General features: G+C 46.9%; 15 protein-coding genes. 11 read left to right on the top strand and 4 right to left on the bottom strand.

Features of this window, described 5'->3' with window-relative positions; genetic code table 11:
* From Q0174_RS07140 to Q0174_RS07125, 4 genes are all read right to left on the bottom strand, one after another.
* Positions 1-1,278: TolC family protein (locus Q0174_RS07140; protein ID WP_298042844.1), on the bottom strand; the 1,278-nt coding region annotated here is incomplete at its 3' end.
* A 13-nt stretch (positions 1,279-1,291) separates the two neighbouring features.
* A complete protein-coding gene (locus Q0174_RS07135) occupies positions 1,292-3,220 on the bottom strand; it encodes a MacB family efflux pump subunit (RefSeq protein ID WP_298042842.1) in 1,929 nt (642 codons plus the stop codon).
* A 21-nt stretch (positions 3,221-3,241) separates the two neighbouring features.
* A complete protein-coding gene (locus tag Q0174_RS07130) occupies positions 3,242-4,426 on the bottom strand; it encodes an efflux RND transporter periplasmic adaptor subunit (protein ID WP_298042841.1) in 1,185 nt (394 codons plus the stop codon).
* A gap of 64 nt (positions 4,427-4,490) precedes the next feature.
* Positions 4,491-5,360, bottom strand: a complete 870-nt coding sequence (locus tag Q0174_RS07125) for an EamA family transporter (protein ID WP_297926639.1) — start codon at positions 5,358-5,360, stop codon at positions 4,491-4,493.
* Between the two features lie 150 nt (positions 5,361-5,510).
* Between Q0174_RS07125 and glmU the strand changes: the two genes are divergently transcribed.
* The 11 genes from glmU to Q0174_RS07070 all read left to right on the top strand — a co-directional run bounded on the left by glmU (position 5,511) and on the right by Q0174_RS07070 (position 19,335).
* Positions 5,511-6,812, top strand: a complete 1,302-nt coding sequence (glmU, locus tag Q0174_RS07120; protein WP_298042840.1) for a bifunctional UDP-N-acetylglucosamine diphosphorylase/glucosamine-1-phosphate N-acetyltransferase GlmU — start codon at positions 5,511-5,513, stop codon at positions 6,810-6,812.
* Entirely contained in the window at positions 6,805-7,986 is a 1,182-nt protein-coding gene (gene coaBC / locus Q0174_RS07115) for a bifunctional phosphopantothenoylcysteine decarboxylase/phosphopantothenate--cysteine ligase CoaBC (RefSeq protein WP_291937896.1), read from the top strand. Before glmU ends, coaBC begins: the two co-directional genes overlap by 8 nt.
* Before the next feature lie 3 nt (positions 7,987-7,989).
* Positions 7,990-8,667: a polyprenyl diphosphate synthase gene (gene uppS, locus Q0174_RS07110; protein ID WP_298042839.1), complete on the top strand. Its 678-nt coding sequence runs from the start codon at positions 7,990-7,992 to the stop codon at positions 8,665-8,667.
* A 244-nt stretch (positions 8,668-8,911) separates the two neighbouring features.
* Positions 8,912-9,337, top strand: a complete 426-nt coding sequence (locus Q0174_RS07105) for a hypothetical protein (RefSeq protein WP_298042837.1) — start codon at positions 8,912-8,914, stop codon at positions 9,335-9,337.
* A gap of 65 nt (positions 9,338-9,402) precedes the next feature.
* Positions 9,403-10,158 (top strand): A24 family peptidase, encoded by a 756-nt coding sequence (locus Q0174_RS07100; RefSeq protein WP_298024950.1) that lies wholly within the window; start codon positions 9,403-9,405, stop codon positions 10,156-10,158.
* Positions 10,151-11,182: an LptF/LptG family permease gene (locus Q0174_RS07095; RefSeq protein WP_298042833.1), complete on the top strand. Its 1,032-nt coding sequence runs from the start codon at positions 10,151-10,153 to the stop codon at positions 11,180-11,182. The genes Q0174_RS07100 and Q0174_RS07095 overlap by 8 nt, the downstream gene beginning before the upstream one ends.
* 496 nt (positions 11,183-11,678) lie before the next feature.
* Positions 11,679-12,428 carry a tRNA pseudouridine(38-40) synthase TruA gene (truA, locus tag Q0174_RS11005; RefSeq protein ID WP_366112629.1) on the top strand — a complete coding sequence of 250 codons (750 nt, stop codon included), beginning with the start codon at positions 11,679-11,681 and terminating at the stop codon, positions 12,426-12,428.
* 232 nt (positions 12,429-12,660) lie between these two features.
* Positions 12,661-13,602: a TAXI family TRAP transporter solute-binding subunit gene (locus tag Q0174_RS07085; RefSeq protein WP_298042829.1), complete on the top strand. Its 942-nt coding sequence runs from the start codon at positions 12,661-12,663 to the stop codon at positions 13,600-13,602.
* An 8-nt stretch (positions 13,603-13,610) separates the two neighbouring features.
* Complete coding sequence (locus tag Q0174_RS07080) at positions 13,611-15,692, top strand: TRAP transporter permease (protein WP_298042827.1); 2,082 nt, start codon at positions 13,611-13,613, stop codon at positions 15,690-15,692.
* Positions 15,693-16,321: 629 nt separating this feature from the next.
* A complete protein-coding gene (locus Q0174_RS07075) occupies positions 16,322-18,445 on the top strand; it encodes a TonB-dependent receptor (RefSeq protein ID WP_298042824.1) in 2,124 nt (707 codons plus the stop codon).
* The gene (locus Q0174_RS07070; protein WP_298042822.1) at positions 18,439-19,335 is read left to right on the top strand and encodes an alpha/beta hydrolase-fold protein; all 897 of its coding nucleotides are present in this window, start codon (positions 18,439-18,441) and stop codon (positions 19,333-19,335) included. The genes Q0174_RS07075 and Q0174_RS07070 overlap by 7 nt, the downstream gene beginning before the upstream one ends.
* Positions 19,336-19,405: the final 70 nt, after the last annotated feature.

Here is a 19,405-nt window from a genome sequence, read left to right as displayed (position 1 = left end):
TTTTATCTTGGCGTTTACGGCGTCGGTACGGGCCTCTAGCATATCCTTTAGCTCGCTTGAACCTGCTTCGTATTTCGCGGCGTAAAGATCGGCAATACGCGCCTTTTCGTCATAAGCGGCACTTAAATTTTTAAGGCTAGCCAGATTGATCTGGTAAATTCTATATAAATTTAGCACCTCATTCGTAGCGTTAGAGAGCGTCTGTTCATAATTTACGACGTTTTTGCGAAAAGCGATCTCCGAAATTTTAAGGCGGTTTTCAACCCTTGCATAATCCAAAAACGGCAGACTTATGCTTACGTTGCCACTTAAAAAATTTAGCTTGAAACTATCGTTAGCGCTCACGCCTTGCCCATTAGTAAGTCCTGCGCCTAAATTTACGCTAGGAAAGAAATTTAACTTAGCGGTCTGTTCGTCGTAAAAGCTGGAATTTAGCCTAGCGATCGCAGCTCTAATGTCGGGGCGATTAGCAAGCGCCGTGTAAGGCACATTTAGATCAACGCCTTGGAATTCTATGGAATTTATCGAATCGGTGTTATCATCAAATTGCAAGCTGGAGGAGATGAGATTTCTCATATATTTATGATTATCCTCGATATTTTTTTGAATGCTTAAGACCTTGTTTTCAAGCCCTAGGATAGAATTTTGAATCTGCCTGTAATCTAGCTGCTCGGACTTGCCGTAATCGTATTTTGCCTTGATTATTTTTTCGATCTCTCGGTAATCGCTTAAATTCTGTTTTGTCCATTTTAGCGAATCGTTTAGATAAAGCATCTCGAAGTAGCCGCTTACGACAGAATTTATAAGAGTCAGGCGGGTATTTTCGAGATCAAACTCGCTAGCTTTGGCGTTCCAGCCCTCGGCATTTACCGCCGAGCGGATCTTGCCGAAAAGATCAAGCTCATAGCTTACGTTAAAGCCCGAACTATAGGTTTTGTTCCAGTTCGAGCCGGTGCTTATGTCGCGATTAGCGCCCGCACTCCACGAGCTACTTAGCGTAGGAAAAAGATCAGCCCTACTTAGCCCTAAATTTGCATAAGCACTCTCAACGTTTAAAGCCGCTGTTTTTAGATCGTAGTTATTCGCAAGGGCTTGATCTACAAGCTTATTTAAGTATGATTCGCCATATTTTTTATACCACAGCGTATCTATTTCATAGCTTGCATTTTCGTCCTTGAAATGCTCTACAGGCTTAAATTCGACCTCACTTTGATTTGAGGCGCAACCGCCGATAAAAACAGCTAAAACGCCGCTTAAAATTACTTTGGAATTTATCATTTTCTCTCCTTGTTTATTCTTGTGCTAAAGCATCTATCGGATTTAACCTGCTGGCGTTTCTTGCCGGCAGATAGCCAAAAACTATGCCGATCGCGGACGACGCCGCAAAGGCGATCACGAAAGGCGCGGTAGTAAATTTCATCGCAAAATCTGGGCTTATGGTATTAAATGCAAATCCAAGCGCCAAAGCGATTAAAATTCCCAAAGCTCCGCCTAGCGAGCAAAGCAAGATCGCCTCTATCAAAAATTGCTGCAAGATGTTGGATTGCTTCGCGCCGATCGCCATCCTGATGCCGATCTCGCGCGTGCGCTCGGTGACGCTTACGAGCATGATATTCATCACGCCGATGCCGCCGACGACGAGCGAGATAACCGCAATCGATGAGATCAAAATCGTCATCGTGCCGGTAGTGCTTTGTATTGTTTGTTTGATAGTATCTGCGTTCATCGTATGAAAATCCCGCGAGCCGTGTCTTTGAATAAGTAGCTGAGTTAGGCTCTCTTCGGCCACTTGAGTATTGACATCGTCTTTTATTTTGATGGTGATAGAGCTGATTTTTCGATTGCCCGTGATTTTATTCATCACAGTTGAGTACGGCGCGTAAATTCTTAAATTTTCGTTGCTTCCGAAGGCGTTCTTATCCTTACCCGAAACCCCTATGATCTTAAGCGGCTTACCCGAAAATAAAATCGTCTTGCCGATCGGATCTGAATTTTTAAAAAATGTTTTTTTAGTGTTTGGATCGATAATCGCGACAGAGGCAGAATTTTTAATATCATCGTCGCTAAAATTTCTACCATCTTCTATATCTATGCCATTAACCGCCAAAGAATTCACGCCACCACCGCGCAGTTGAGCCTTGGAGCTTAAATTCGCATATGTTGCCGTACCGCTTGCAGAAGCATTTGGTGTGGCATAATCAACGTAGGGCTGGCGCGCCAAAACTTTAGAATCGCTTATCGTAAGGGTGCTCACAAAGCCCGCTCGCACGTCGCCGAAATTTTTACCGGGAAAGATATCGATCGTATTGGTGCCAATTTTGCGGATCTCGGATAAAATTTTCTCCTCCGAACCCTTACCGAGAGCTACTACGCAGATAACCGAGGCGATGCCGATGATGATACCTAACATCGTCAAAATCGATCTTAGTTTATGCGAAAATATCGCGCTAATCGACATTTTAAAGCTTTCGATGAGCTGATCTTTGCGCAATATAAAGGAATTTTTCGTTTTAATCTCCTCTTTTTTGCGCTCAAAAACCCGCTCCGCCTTTCTTTTATCGCTTAAAATTTTACCGTCTTTTATCTCGATGATACGATCTGCAAATTCTGCGATATGCGCATCGTGCGTAACTATGATGATGGTGTGACCCTCTTTGTGCAGCGCCGTTAAAATTTGCATCACCGTCTCGCCGCTTTTGCTATCAAGCGCGCCGGTGGGCTCGTCGGCCAAAATCACTTCGCCGCCGTTTATCAGAGCGCGGGCGATACTTACGCGCTGCTGCTGTCCGCCGCTAAGCTTGCTCGGTAAATTTTTAATGCGATCGCCAAGCTCCAGCTTATTCAAAAGCTCCACTGCTCGTTTCGTCCGTTCGCTCGCCCCTACGCCCGCATACACCGCAGGCAGCGAGACATTTGCGGTCGCGTCCATCGTAGCGATGAGATTGTATTTTTGAAAGACGAAGCCGAATTTTTTACTTCTAAGTGCCGCGAGCTCGTCGCCGCTTAAATTCGCAGTCTCGCGACCTTCGATCTTGTAGCTTCCGCTGCTTGGCGTATCGATGCAGCCGATTATATTCATCAGCGTCGATTTTCCACTTCCGGATTGCCCGATTATCGATATAAACTCGCCCGCTTCGATATTTAAGCTTACGTCCTTTAGGACGTGGATTTCGTTATCGCCGAGAATGAATTTTTTGTTTATATCTTTAAGCTCTAGCATCTTCATACCATAAAATTTTAACTAAAATACCATCGGAGGCCCGTCCATATTTAACGGCGCGGCTTTTCCGTCGGCGATAAGCACCTCATCTTTTTCATCCAAACCGCTTAAAATTTCAGTATTCAAATCGTCGCTGACGCACGTTTTTACGTATCGCTGCTCGGACTCTTTGCCGTTAAGCACCGTGACGTAATCGCCTCCCCCGTCGCGCTTGATAACCGAGGTAGGTAGGTAGCTCGTATTGTTCGCTTCGCTTACGATTATGTTGTTTTCGGTCGTCATTCCGATCTTTAAAAAATCATTTTCGTTATCCACGAGCATCTTTGCGTAAAAATAGATCGCACTGTCGCTGCTGCTCGAAGAATAGGACGAACCGCTAGAGGTTTTATCGTAAGTCCCGTCGCTAAGCGTGGTAAGACCCGGATCGATCTTGTAAATTTTAGCCTTTTTGATATTATCCAGATCCGATAGTATGGAGTATTCTACGTCCATTCCAACCTTTACTTTAGATATATCGCCCTCTGCGATTTGCATCTTGATCTCCATCTTGCTCAGATCAGCGATCTTTACGATCGTAGGCGTAGTTTGGTTAGAATTTACCGTCTTGCCCTCCTCTACCGGCATTGAAACGATCGTACCGCTTATCGGAGCCGTGATCTTGGTATAGCCGAAATTCGTCTCCGCCGTGCTTAGCTGAAGTTTGGTCTGCTCGATCTGCGCCTCGATCTGCTTCTGCTCGGCCTCTTTTAAAGCGGCGCTATTTTTAGCGTTTTCCACAGCCTCTTTGGAAGCAGCGTTTCTTTTATACAGCTGCAGCTCGCGGTTATACTGCGTTTTGGCGTTTACCGCGGCGATCTTTGCCGAAGCTAAATTTGCTTCGTGGATCAGAAGCTGCGCCTTTTGCTGCGCGATCTCGTTTTCTTGAGTGACCGAATCGATCTGCGCGATCATATCGCCTTTTTTTACGATATCGCCCACTTTGACGTAGAGCTTTTTGATCTGACCGCTTACCTGCGCACCCACATCGACCAAATCCCTGGCATAAACCTCTCCTGCAGCCGTCACCGTGCCTCTAATACTGCCCTTCTCAAGCCTTGTGGTAAGGGCCTTCGGCGCCTCTTCTTGCTTAAAAAATTTGCCGTATAAGAAATATATCGCAATGACTATGAGCAGGGTAAAGGCGATAAATTTCAAGATTTTTTTCATTTTGCCAACTTCAAATAAAATAAGGGGTAATTCTAATGTAAAAATATAAAATTTTAGTTAAATACTAAATTCTTTGCTCGCGCACGGCGTAAAATTTCATAATCTTTTTATGCAAAATTAGCGAAACATAAATCAGCGCCGAGCCCGCAAGTAGGCGCGCCAGATCGGCGTCTTTTTGCCAAAACACTAAATTTACGACGATCGCTGCGGGAATGAGCGCGTTATTCATAATCGCAAGCACGCCGCTATCGACTTCGCACGCGCCTTTGTTCCACAAAAAATACCCCAGAGCGCTTGCGACAGTTCCTAAATACACGATCACCGCGCCTTGCGAGAAGCTGGGATTAAATTTAGAAAAATCCCCGAGCACGATCGCGGCAATCGCCGTAACCGCGGTAGCCCCCACAAAAAAGTAGCCGAAAAGCTCCTTCTGCTCGCTAAAGCCGTGGCGCTCCAGCATAAATTTATACGCGCTCTGTCCGAGCCCAAAGCATAAATTTGCGCCTTGAACAAGCAAAAAGCCCGTCAAAAACTCGGAATTTATCGCACCGAATTTAATCACCAAAGCCCCCAGCACCGCGACAGCGACGCTGAAAAGATATAGCGCGCGAAATCTAAGCTTAAGCGCGTCGTAAAGCAGCGTCACGTAAAACGGAGTAAATATCGTAAAAAGCGCCACTTCATAGACCTTCAAATACGCAAAGCTGCGGTAGTAAAAGATATACATCACGCCGATCTGCACGGCGCCCACGGCGCAAATTTTAAGCGCCAGGGCTGGATTTACGCCACGAAATTTCATAAACGGCAAAAAACAAATTAGCGCCAACGATACGCGCGAAAACGCCAAATACGCGCTGTCTATGCCGCGCAAAAACTCGCCTATCAAAGAGAAACTAAAAGCCCAAATACAAGTAACCAAAATCAGTTTTTTCAAAATGTCCACCTAAGCTTTAAAATTTAGGCGGAATTTTATAAAATTTTAGTTGAATTTGGGATTTAAATTTCGCCCGCGCGGCATAAATTTAGGTTTTTATTTATTTTAAATGTGTTAAAATTATCCGATTTTTGAAATTTAAGGGTAAAAATGAACGACGTTTCGGTTATAGTTCTTGCCGCAGGACTTGGCACTCGGATGAAGTCGCAAAAAGCTAAGGTTCTTTTCGAGCTTTGCGGCGAGCCGATGATAATCCACATCCTAAAGAAAGCTTACGAAATTTCAAACGACGTGAGCGTGATTTTACACTACCAATTCGACGAGGTTAAAAGCGCGGTTCTAGCGCACTTCCCAAACGCTAAAATCTACAAACAAGACCACGAGCATTTCCCCGGCACTGCGGGCGGACTAAAAGAGGTCGAAATCCGCGGGGAAAAAACGCTCATAATCTGCGGCGATATGCCTTTGGTCAAAAGCGCCGAGCTTCGCAAACTCTGCGAGGGGAACGCGGAAGTAAATTTAAGCGTTTTTAGCGCGCGCGATCCTTTCGGATACGGCCGCGTAATCACCCGCGGCGGCGAAATTTTAAAGATCGTCGAGCAAAAGGACGCAAACGAAGAGGAAAAGGCGGTAAAAGACGCAAACGCCGGCTGCTACTGCTTCAAAAGCGAGGCGCTAAAACAGATCCTGCCGCAGATCAAACCCGATAACGCGCAAAAAGAGTACTACCTCACAGACGCGATCAAAATCGCCAAAGATATGGGCTTAAAATGCGCCGCCGTGTGGGTGGACGAGCAAAGCTTCATGGGCATAAACGATAAGCTCGCCCTCAGCGTCGCCGAAAATTTAATGCAAAACGAGATCAAAGAAAATTTGATGAAACAAGGCGTTTTAATGCGCCTACCGCAAAGCATCTACATTGACAGCAGGGCGAAATTTATCGGCGAGTGCGAGCTGCAAGAAAATGTAAGCATCATCGGTCCTTGCGTGATCGAAAGCTCGCTCATTAAAAGCGGCTGCGTCATCGAAGATAGCGTCGTAAAAAACTCCGACATCGGTCCGATGGCACATCTGCGCCCAAAATGCGAAGTTATAGGCACCCATATCGGAAATTTCGTCGAGCTTAAAAACGCGAAAGTAAACAAGATCAAGGCGGGGCATTTAAGCTATCTTGGGGATTGCGAGATCGATGAGGGCAGCAATATCGGCTGCGGCACGATTACGTGCAACTACGACGGCAAGAAAAAATACAAAACAATAATCGGCAAAAACGTCTTTATCGGCTCGGACACGCAGCTTGTAGCGCCCGTGCGGATAGCCGACGACGTCATAATCGCCGCGGGCACGACGGTTACGAGCGACGTTCCGAGCGGCGCGCTGGCGATCAGCCGAAGCAAACAAATCAACAAAGATGGGTTTTTCCATAAATTTTTTAGGAGCGAAGATGAGTAAGAAAAAGGTTTTACTGGCGGTTTGCGGGAGTATCAGTTTTTATAAAGCGTTTGAAATTTTATCCGCTCTGAAAAAGTCGAATTTCGACGTCTATGTCGCGCTTAGCGACGGCGTGCAGGAGTTCGTCAGCTACAAAGCGTTCGAGGCGCTATGCGATCACCCCGTGCTTTGCAAAGCCAACGAAAACTGGCAGGCGGGCATCAACCACATCGCTTATTCCAAAGTGGATTTAGTTTTGATTGCGCCCGCAACGGCAAATACGATAAACAAGCTCGCGTGGGGCGTCTGCGACAACGTATTTTTAGAGGTACTAAACGCGGCTTTTGCCCATGCCAAGGTGGTTATCGCGCCCGCTGCGAACCCCGCACTACTTGAAAATAACATCACAAAAAACTGCATCGATATGCTAAAAGCGAGCGTCAATGCGTATTTTGTGGATCCGATAGAAAAAACTCTAGCTTGCGGCGATACCGGCAAAGGCGGATTAGCGAGCACCGAGGCGATAATGCAGACGCTAAAGCGCGCGCTTTATAACGATAAATTTTGGGAGGATAAAACCGTCATCATCACCGGAGGTGCGACGATCGAAAAGATCGATAGCGTGCGCGGCATTACGAATTTTTCCAGCGGCAAAACCTCTAAAGCGATTGCCGACGCGCTGTTTTATCTGGGTGCGGACGTGACGCTGATCTCTAGCAACGAATATGAAAATTTACCGTACAAACTAGTTAAATTTGAAAGCACTATCGGGCTAAAATCGGCGCTTGATAGCACAAAATTCCCTGACGGCGCGTATTTGATAATGGCTGCCGCGGTAAGCGACTACTCGCCGAAGGTGCGCTATAAAGATAAGGTAAAAAAAGCGGAGATCGGCGAAATTTGGAATTTACGCCTGGGCGAAAACGAGGATATCTTAAGCTCCGTGCGCGGAAATATCAAAAAAGTGGGCTTTAAACTCGAAACCGACCGCGAAAATGCCGTCGGCGAGGCCAAACGCATGCTAAACGAAAAGCATCTCGACGCCGTCTGCCTAAACGTGCTGGACGACATCATCAAGCTCGGCGGCGACGTCCTTAAGGTCACCTTTATCACGAAAAACGATCAGGTCGTAATCGACACCGCGCCGAAGGACGAAGTCGCCCTAAAAATCGCGGCTGAGCTGAAAAAAATCTGATCCGTGAATAGCCTAAATCATCTCGCTCTTGTGATGGACGGCAACGGGCGCTGGGCGAAAAGGCGCGGTCTGCTGCGCACCGGCGGGCACGAAGCAGGCGCGGAGGTCGTGGAGCAGATCTGCGAGTTTTGCATCGACGAAGGCATCGCAAACCTCACGCTCTACGCCTTTAGCACCGAAAATTGGAAGCGCCCGAAAAGCGAAGTGGAATTTTTGATGAAGTTGCTTCAAAAATTCCTAATTTCACGCCGCGAAAAATTTACCCAAAACGGGATAAAATTCTATCCGATCGGCGACATATCGGCTTTTGAGGGTGATCTGCGAAGCGAGATCGAATATCTTTCAAATTTAACTCAAAACGGGCGAGCGCTAAATTTTAACCTAGCGATCAACTACGGCTCGCGCGACGAGATCGTGCGAGCGTGCGAGAGACTACTTGCAAGCGGCGAGCGACTAAGCGAAGCGGGCATCGGCGCGCATCTGGATACCGCGCACAGCGGCGACGTGGATCTGCTGGTGCGCACGGGCGGCGAGCAGCGGCTGTCGAATTTCTTGCTCTGGCAGGCGAGCTACGCCGAGCTTGCGTTTACGCCGACGCTGTGGCCGGATTTCACGCGCGAGGAGCTTGCGCGCATAGTGGATGATTTCCGCCTCAAACAGCGCCGCTTCGGCGGTCTTTAAGCTGCTGCGCAGTCGCTCTAACGGGCGCTTTAAATTTTAAAATTTTAATTTGCAAGAACCGCCTGCGACGCGGTAAATTTTAAAATTTAATCCGCGACGCCGTGAAATTTCAAAATTTTAGAATTTTAAAATTTCGCCCTTTTAAATTTAAAGCTCTAGCACGAGCTGCATTACGCGGCGCGGTAAATTTACGCGGCAGAATTTTAAAATCGCGCGCGTTCACGCAAAGAGCGAAAGGAAGGCCATGAGCTATTATATACAGTGTGATTGCGGCAAAAAACTTACCAAAAAGCCGATGAAAACTCTAAGATGCCCAAGATGCGGCAGAGTGTATAAAAAACCCAAGAAATTTATACTGACGGTCTACATTTGCCTGCTTGTGTTTTTTATGCTAGCGTTTGCTTTCATCCCCGATAAAATGGGGATTTTGGCATCCGCAGGCAGCGGGATAGGCGCATATATTATGTTTTTATGGATCGTAGATACTTTGAACTTCGATCTTTTGGACGCCGTGATACTGGTGGCGGGATTTTTGATTTTCGGCAGATTATATGAGGCATGTGGCGAGCCGCTAATCGCAGGGCTCATAGCCATTTTATTTTGCGTAGGCGCGGCGGCGATTTTCGTAAAATTTTTCCCTTATGAGAGGCAAAAAATCAATGAAAACTAAGAAATTTCTCGCTACCATAGAGCGTTTGATTAAATTTTAAAAAGTTAAAGCTCCAAAGGAAAAAGATGGATTTAAATATCGTTTACGGCGTGATTTTTGCGGTATTCGGCACCTGCGTAGGCTCGTTTTGCAACGTCCTGATCTACCGCCTGCCGCGCGGACAGAGCGTCAATTTCCCCGCATCGCACTGCCCAAAATGCTCTCACGCTTTAAAATTTTACCACAACATTCCGCTGCTTTCGTGGCTCTTTTTGGGCGGTAAATGCGCCTTTTGCAAAACCAAAATTTCGATCCGCTACCCGATCGTCGAGCTTTTAGGCGGCGCGCTTGCGCTTGCGGCGTATTTCGGTGAGCCCGATCTTGCAAAAGCCGCGGTGCTCGGGCTTTGCTTCATCCTGCTTATGGCGCTTTCGGCGATCGATTTTGAGTATAAAGCCGTACCGGAGAGCCTTCTTTACGTAGTTACGGCGCTTTCGCTTGCTTATACGCTGATGTATGATTTTGATCTTAGCGGCGTTGGCGCGGCGGCGGGATACGCGGCGATATTTTTCGTGCTGCGCCTAATCGTCACTTTCGTGCTCAAGCGCGAAGCGATGGGAAGCGCGGATATTTTTATCGCGGGCGTTATGGGGGCAATTTTGGGCTGGAAGCTGGGCGGCATCTCGATCTACATCGGCGCGATTTTGACGCTGCCTGCGTATCTCATCGCGCACAAAAGAGGCTACGAGCTACCTTTCGTGCCGTTTTTATCGATGGGTCTGCTTCTTACTTTTATCTTCAAAGATCAAATTTTAAGGCTTCTGGACGTCATTTATGGATAGGGTGCAGCGCTATTTATTTAGCAACTTCGTAAGCTCGTTCGCGTCGCTTTTTAGCACGCTTTTTATCATAATGTCGATCGTATTTTTCCTTCAGATCGCGCGCATTACGTCGTTTATCGAGATAAATTTTTCAGAGCTAGTCAAGCTCTACCTTTTCATGCTACCGCGCATACTCATATTTACGGTGCCGATCGCGTTTTTCGTAGCGCTTAGCATCTCGCTTTTTAGGCTATCTAAAGAGAACGAAACCATCGTCATATTTACCATCGGCTACGCCACGCGCAAGATCGCGCTGTTTTTTGGCATAAGCGCCGCGCTGTGTTCCTTGGCGCTACTTTTCGTATCGCTTTTTATGATGCCGATAGCCGAAAATTTAAAGGACAATTTCATCGATTACAAGAAGATCAGCGCGACGCTAAATATCAAATCCAACGAATTCGGGCAGAAATTCTCCGACTGGCTCGTTTTTATCGACTCGCAGGAAAACAACGGCACAAGCACGCTGTATAAGGATCTCGTGCTGTATAATCCGGGTAACTCGCAGGATCACGAGCGGATGATCGTAGCGCGTAGCGGCGAGTTTAAAAACGAAAACGCGAGCTTTTCTGCGATGCTGCACGACGGCAAAATTTACACGATGGGCGGCGAGCAGTGGCACGTAAGCGAGTTTGAAAGCCTAACCCTGCGCACGCAAAGCGACCGCAATATCCGCGGCGGAGGCGGCGTGATCGGATACTGGAGCGATATGAGCGGCAGCGAGAAGCGCAGGAAAGAATTTAGCATCTACACCCTCGTCTCGCTCTTTCCGCTGGCGAGCTTCCTGTTTGCGCTAAGCCTCGGCATCGTGACCTATCGCTACGAAAAGGGCTTCGTTTACGCGGGGATCTTCGGCGTGCTTTTTAGCTACTTCGCGATGATCATGCTGCTCTGTAAATACCCAAGCATCGCGCTTCCCGTGACATTCGGCGTTACGCTTATCGCATCGCTGCTTTACTACAGGATCAAAATTGCCCCGAGGTACTGAAAAAAGCTCCGAGCTCTGCGGCGGCGAAATTTTAAACAAAAGCTCGTCCGCTCGAAATTTGGCTGATAAAATTTCGGCGAGCAAGGCTAGCGCCTCTAAAATTTTGCGTGGCGTAAATTTAGAACACGAAGCGCAAAGCGGCGAGCAGGCTTTGATCTTAAACGATAAAATTTCAAATTTTAAAAATTCCGCTCTTGCGGATACGGCAAGCGATACGGCTACCTATGCTGCGCCTGCTTGCGATTTGAATCACGAAGGCGTCAGGCGGAATTCGGACGCCGTTTGCGTCAAAAAGGTCGCGCGCAGGGCAAATAAAAATTCCGCCCGCAAAAATTCTACGGACGCAGCCGCTTCGGATATTTGCGCGGCAAGCACAGAAGAGATTTGCACAAGTCCCGCAGACGACCGCGCCGCAGACTCTCTCAAAGCAGATACCGCCTACAAAGCGGGCATTTCCGCAAACACCCTCGCAGGCGCGTCCGAACTCAAAAATATTATTGAAAGCGCGCCTGCAAGCGACTTTGCAGCGAGCGCAAACTCCGAGCGCGTAAAGCTCAAGCTCATCTATTCCTATGACGGCTCGAAATTTAGCGGCTCGCAGTCTCAGCCTCACGGGCGCGGCGTCGAGAACGTGCTACGCGCGGCTTTGGGGCGCGTGGGGATCTTTGCGCCGCTCATCAGCAGCTCGCGCACAGATAAAGGGGTGCACGCGCTGCGCCAGGTAAGCTGCGTCGAATGCACCGTGCACTGGGAGCTGCCGCGTCTAAAAGAGCTCATAAACCGCCATTGCGCACCCTATATTTTTGTGCAACACATCAGCCCGGTGCCGCGCGATTTTCATCCGCGTTACGATGCCGTGGCGCGATGCTATCGCTACGTTTTAAACCACGGACGTCCAAGCCCCTTTCCTAGCGATTTTTGCGTGTTTTATCCGCGCGTGGATCTTGCCGCGCTCAATGCTGCGCTTGCGAATTTCGTCGGCGAGCACGATTTTAGCGAGTTTATGAAAAGCGGCAGCGACATAAAAAGCCCTGTGCGCGAGCTCTACGTCGCGCGCGCCTACTCTTTTAGAAATTTAACCTTGATAAATTTTAAAGCTAACGGATTTTTGCGAGCGCAGGTGCGGTTGATGGTCGCAAACGCCCTAAAATCCGTGCAGAGCGGGCGCGAGATCAGCTTCTCGCGAGCGCTTAGCAGAATTCCCTTTCCGCCAAACGGGCTGTATCTTAGCAGCGTGAGTTATTAAGGCTTTAAATTTATAGCGTTAAATTTTATCCACGAGCGTTTGGATTTCAAGCTTAGAATTTTATCGCGGTAAAATTCGCATATCAGAGTAGATCGCCACCCTACTTTGATATTAAATCACCTGCGCCGCAATGTGTAAAATCGTAAATTTGCGCGAAATTCGATCTATTTTTATTAGAATTTTATAGAAATTTAGCAATACTTTTAAACTTTTAACTCAAAAAGGAGCAAAGATGAAAAAATTTTCTGTTGCTTTGGCCGGTTTGGCCCTATTAGCAAGCGTTTCGGGCGCTAAGGAGTTCATCAATATCGGCACCGGCGGTATGACCGGCACCTATTATCCGGTAGGCGGCGCGATTTGCCGCTTGGTAAATATGGATAAAAATATGAAATGCTCCGTGCAATCGACGGGCGGCTCAACGTATAATGTCAATAACGTGCTTAAAAAGGAGCTAAATTTCGGCTTCGTTCAAAGCGACGTCGTCTATGATAAATACAACGGTACGGGCAAATTCCAAGGTGCGGCGGATAAAAATTTACGCTCCGTAATTTCGATCTATCCGGAGCTTTTGGCTTTCGTAGTTTCTAAAGAGAGTGGCATCAAAGCTTACGGCGACGCTGCGGGCAAAAAGATCAATATCGGAAACCCAGGTAGCGGCAACGAGCTAACCAGTACGATAGTTTTTGAAAATTACGACTTCGATCTTAAAAAGCTCGCCCAGCACGGCGTTTTAACGGCGCAAGAATGCCCTATGGCGCTAAAAGATAAGAAGATCGACGGATACTTCTACGTCGTAGGACATCCGACCGCAAATATCACCGATGCGGCGACTTCGCTTCCTATCGACTTAGTCGGCATCGACGATGAGCATATCAAAAAAATTATGGAGAAATATCCCTATTTCGCTAAAGGCGTGATCCCTGCGAAGATGTATGACGGAGTAGATCACGACACGCAGACTATCGGCGTAAAGGCTGTACTCGTAACCGACGCTAGCCAAAGCGACGAGGCGGTTAGGGCGGTAGTTAAGGCTATACTTGATAATTTCGACGAGTATAAAAAGCTACACCCTGCGCTAAATTTAGTGAGCAAAGAATCTCTTTTAGAGGGGCTTAGCGCGCCGCTTCATCCTGCGGCAGAGGCGGTGTATAAAGAAGCCGGGCTGCTGAAATAGGCTAGTTGATGGAGAAATCTACACAAAACGACGAGCAGGTTTTAGAGGTAAAAAGTAGAGAATTTACCTCTAAAAAGCTCTTCTGGCTCGTGACGCTGGTCTGCTTCGCGTGGTCGGTCTTTCAGCTTTACATCGCGTATTTTACGTTAAATACAAATATCGCGCGCTCGATCCACTTGGCGTTCGCCATTTTTATAATTTTTTCGCTTTTTCCGTTTCGCCCGCGCTCTAAGGCGCATTTTTATATCCCGTTTTACGATTATATTTTATTAATCGTCGGAGTCGCCGCGATCTTGTATCCTGCGATAGAATTTAACGGGCTAGCGCAGCGCCCGGGAAATTATCTAACCAGAGATATCGTAGCAGCCTTTATCGGAATTTTCATACTCTTTGAAGCAGGTCGTCGTATGATGGGACCAGCGCTTGGCATTATCGCTTTTACCTTTCTTCTGTATTGTTACTTCGGCCCCTATATGCCAGATATCATCGCGCACCGCGGCGCAAGCTTTGAACTGCTTGCAGGACACATGTTTTTAACGACAGAGGGCGTATTCGGCGTGCCGGTAGGGGTCAGCACCAGCTTCATCTATCTGTTCGTGTTATTCGGTGCGCTTTTGGAGCGAGCCGGAGCGGGGCAGTATTTTATAAACGTAGCGTTTGCGATTTTAGGTCGCTTTCGCGGAGGACCCGCCAAGGCTAGCGTAATCGCCAGCGGACTAACCGGCATGGTAAGCGGCAGCTCGACCGCAAACGTCGTGACGGTGGGCACCTTTACGATCCCGCTAATGAAAAAAGCGGGGCTTACCGCCACTAAAGCGGGCGCTATCGAGGTCGCCGCAGGCGTAAACGGGCAGCTTATGCCGCCTATTATGGGCGCTGCGGCGTTTATCATCGCGGAATTTTTAGGCATGAGCTACACCAACGTAATGATCGCGGCGGTGGTCCCCGCTTTCGTCTGCTACGCGGGGTTATTTTTTATCGTGCATCTTGAAAGCTGCAAGCTAGGGCTTCGCGGCAGCCGCGATTACGCCAAGGTTTCAAAGCTAAAAATTATATTTAGCGGCATTCATTACATAATACCGATTTTAGTGCTTCTTTTTACTCTATTGATTCTAAAAGAAAGCGCGATCTCTGCGGCATTCAACTCGATCTGCGTGCTATTTTTAATAATGATCGTACAAGAGCCCGCTAAAAAAACGATATTTGGCGAAAAGGTTGGCAAGTCCGATTTTATCGTCGGTTTTGTCGATATTTTTTGGGCTATGGTGGGCGCTGCCAAAAATATGGTCACGGTAGCCGTTGCCACCGCGCTAGCGGGCATCATCATCGGCTCGATCTCGCTTACCGGATTGGGACAGGTTCTTTCAGAGCTCGTGGAGGCGGTCGCGGGAAATAGCATAGTGCTGATACTTCTGATGACTGCGATAATGAGCCTGATTTTGGGCATGGGGCTTCCTACGACGGCGAATTATATCGTCGTTTCGAGCCTTATTGCTCCGGTGATTTTAATACTGGCCGGCAAAAACGGCTTTTTGATCCCTGCGATCGCGGTGCATCTTTTTGTCTTTTATTTCGGAATTTTAGCCGACGATACCCCGCCCGTGGGCATCGCCGCATACGCCGCCGCGGGCATCGCAAAAGCAAATCCGGTAATAGTAGGACTTCAGGGCTTCATTTACGATCTGCGCACTGCGGTGCTTCCGTTTGCGTTCTTTTTCAACAACAAGCTGCTTTTGATCCAAAGCGTCGGCAATCCGACGGATTCGAAAAGTATCATTTGGATCGGCAATCCGCTGCAAATCGCGCTGATTTTTGCTACGGCGATCGTGGGTATGTTTGCCTTCAGCTCCTCGCTGCAGGGCTGGTTCGTAACCAAGTGCAACCCGGTAGAGCGCCTGCTATTGCTGCTCGTAACGCCGCTAATGCTGGTGCCTAATATCTGCGCGAAATTTATAGAGTTTATCCCAAGTGAATATGCAAGCTACGCTATCGGCGCTGCGATCTACGCGCTGATCTTTGCAAAGCAGTGGGTTTTAAGACCTAAAGACTCAGATGGTACGCACGCCGAAAATAGCGCGCCTGTGGCGTAAAATCAAATTTGATCCCGCTAAATTTTAGATAAATTTGCGGGGTCTTATTAAATTTATCTTCTTGCTTTTTATTCTTGCACCAGGATTTTAAATTTGAATTGACTCTTTGTTCTAAATTTAAATCCGCCTATCTAAACTACTCAAAATTTTAAATTGCGCCGAAGTAATTATGCTGCTTAGTAGATGAATTTATTCATACGAAGTTACCGTGTTAAAACTATCGTGTACTAAATCCATGCTTGTCTATATGATTATCGCAAGCCACAGGATACGCGAAATCAATAGAGCAAAGCCGTTTTCGCGTTGCCGCTTGTAATGCCTTTGATAGTTTAAAATATACACGTCCACAAAAGCGAAAATGATTCTTAAAGCAGATAAAATCAAAAACTGTGCAAAATTTCTCCAAAACAACTTGATGATTAAGGATTAGCGTTACAAAATTTTACTTATTTAGAGCGACTCCTTGATTATATGTTGTACTTTATTTAACATAATTTTTTATAAAAATATCGATGGAATGGGGAATTATTAGTGAAATTTAATTCTATAAAAATACTTTAATAATTAATATTAAATTTATCCGCCTTGAGTTATAATCCGCGATTAAATTTCAAAATAGAGGAACAAAAATGCAAAAAGATATGTATTTTAAAAAGGCGAAATTTATCGCATTATCGATATGCGCGAGCGTTTCGATTTTATGCGGCGTCGAAGGCTCACACCTAAGCAGTGACGCGAATAGCACGAATCTTGGCGAAATCGTAGTAAGCGCGAGCGGCTTTCGCCAAGATATTAGGCAGGCGCCCGCCACCATTTCCACCTTGGATAATAAAGAGATATCAAGCGGCAGCTTCACTTCGCTGCACGATATCGCGAATAAAATGCCTGGCGTCAGCGTTATCGCAGGCGACGACGGCCCGGCAAGCGGGATATCCATCAGAGGAATGGAAAGTTCTCAAACCCTTGTGCTTATCGACGGCAAACGTGTAAGTTCCGCGGCGGCGAACCCAAAAGGCGGAGCGGGCGATATGAACTCAAATTTTATCCCGCCCGCAGGAGCGATCGAGAGGATCGAGGTCATCAGAGGGCCGATGAGCTCGCTTTACGGTAGTGACGCGGTGGGCGGCGTGATAAATATCATTACGAAAAAGGATTTTTCTAAATTTAGCGGAAGCGCTGCTATATCTACAACTATCCAAGATCACGAAGGTATCGGAGACGGCAAGATGGGCGAAGCCTACGTCAATATTCCCTTCGGGCAGTATGCAGCGCTTCAGTTGTGGGGATATAAAAAGCTGCGCGACGAGGACGGCTATAAGGGAGGCTATCAAAAGAGTGATAAATCGGATTCTAACGCCAAGCTTTGGCTAGCGCCGGATGAAAATAATAAATTTTACGTTCAAACCGGGAGGCAAAATCACGATTATTCAAGAACTCTTGGTAAAACCGCCGTTTATCCCAACGCGCGCGGATTAAATCATTATAAATATAAAAGAGAAAATCACGGCGTCGGATATTTGGGTGAGTTTGAAAGCTTAAGTACTGATATAAGTTATTTTTGGGACAAGACTCGCCGTACGAGCATTTTTGATAGCCTTTCTCCCGCAATCGTAAAAAATAGAAATTTTAATTCCAAATTTACGACTTATCTCGGTATAAATACGCTTACCTTCGGCTACGATTTTAGCAAACAGGATGTGCAAACCACTTTCATCGTTTCAAACGCGAATAGGCAAAATTTACGCTCTCCGCAGCGATTTTCTATGAACGAGCATGCGGGATTTTTAGAGGATGAGATCGAAATTTTGGAAAATACGCTATTTTTAACGCTCGGCGGCAGGCTCACGCACAACGAATACTTCGGCAACCACTTTTCTCCTAGAGCCTACGCGACGTTTAATATAGGTGATACCTGGACGATCAAAGGCGGCGTCGCAACCGGTTATAAAACTCCCAACGTCAATCAAATTTCGCCGGAAGTAGGCACGATTCAGGGCGGCTGGAGGATTATAGATTTCGGTAACAAGGATTTAAAGCCCGAGAAAAGCACGACCTACGAGATCGGGCTTTATTACGACAATGCAGACGATCTGCGCGGCAATATCACGCTATTTAAAAACGACTTCAAAGATAAAATTTTAGATACCGATGGCAGCAATATCAATAGGATTCCCGCTTACGGAGGCTGCGCCGGCGCACCGAGCGTTAATTGCCCGGGTTGGGGAACGTATTTTAATATAGAAGGAGCCGAGGTTTACGGCGTTGAACTGAGTGGCGATTACGATATTACTAAGAGGCTAAATTTCAAGGCAAACTATACCTATAGCCACTCCGAGATCGAAACCGGAGATCCTACGATCTATACGCCAAACGGCGCCGTTAAATTTAGCCAAACCAATCTTAGTAGGCTGGATGGCAAATCCCTGACCGCTACTCCGAAGCATGCCGCACATGCGACGCTTAGCTATAGGCCGATCGCTCCACTTTCTACCTTTATCGGCTTTAATTACGAAAGCGAGCTTACAAGCGTACAATTCGGTCCGGGCAACAGAGTCAGCAAAAACGACAAAAAGCTTTTTACTGCGGATTTGGGTGCACAATACGATTTAAACGATAATCTGAGCCTAAATTTAACCGCCTACAATGTCTTTGATAACGTCCGATACGACGAGGGTCTCGCAGACGACGGCAATTACTATTGGTATCCCGAGGAGGGCAGGAGGTTTTGGTTTAAGGTAAGTGCGAAATGGTGAGCTTAAAAAAGCTTCTCGCGACGGGCAAGGCGATCTTTTTGGCTGGCTTATTCGCAAGCGATTTAAGCGCGCGTCCGCCGCAAAAGATCGAGCGGATAAGCGAGGCTGCGCGCGAGATATTTAGCGTGAGCGATTTTATTTTAAAAAGCAAAAGCGGCGAAAAATATAAAATTTTTATAGCTCGCCAAAAAAATATCGCTCGCTACGATAGGGTAGTTTTTATGGTTGATGCGAACGCGCAGTTTCCGATACTTTTAAACTCCTATGCGAAAATTTATGCGAATGGCGCAAAGCAAAACGCCGAAACCGGGTCTAAATTAAATAAAACCGTCCTTATAGTAGGTATCGGATACGATAGCCCGCTAGCGTATGACACTAAGCGTCGCACGAGAGATTTAACGCCTGCGGCGAGCGGCGAAGAATATGCAAACGGCGGCGGCGCGGCAGAATTTTACGATTTCGTAAAAGATGAACTATTTCCGCTCGTGGATAAAAAATACTCTACGGCAAAAAGCGATAAAATTTACTTCGGACATTCTTTTGGCGGGCTATTCGGTATTTATGCTTTGCTGCGCGACGATGGGATTTTCGACGAGTTTTTTATCGCCTCGCCTTCGTTATGGTGGGGTGAATCACAACTGATCAGAGATGCCCTAGACGAGGGAAAGCTTAGATCAAATTTAAAAGCAAAATTCATAATGCTCGTTGCTGGCTCGCGTGAAATGCGTAAAGGAAAAACCGATAAAGCGGGAATTTTAAAAGCGGCCGATCTAGCTGAAATTTTAAAAACAAGGGGGCTTTCTTGCGAGTTTAGGCTCTACGAAGGCGCTTCGCACGGCGAAGTAATCCCATTGGCTTTGCAAGATTTAGTGCTATTTACGCAAAGATAATCTTCTATTTAGCCGGTAAGCCCCAATCTAAACCCGGCTCGTTTATATTTGCAAGCGCAAGACCGAGCGA

Source organism: uncultured Campylobacter sp., from assembly GCF_937996225.1.
Classification (GTDB): domain Bacteria; phylum Campylobacterota; class Campylobacteria; order Campylobacterales; family Campylobacteraceae; genus Campylobacter_B.
This window is presented reverse-complemented; position numbering and strand designations above follow the sequence as displayed.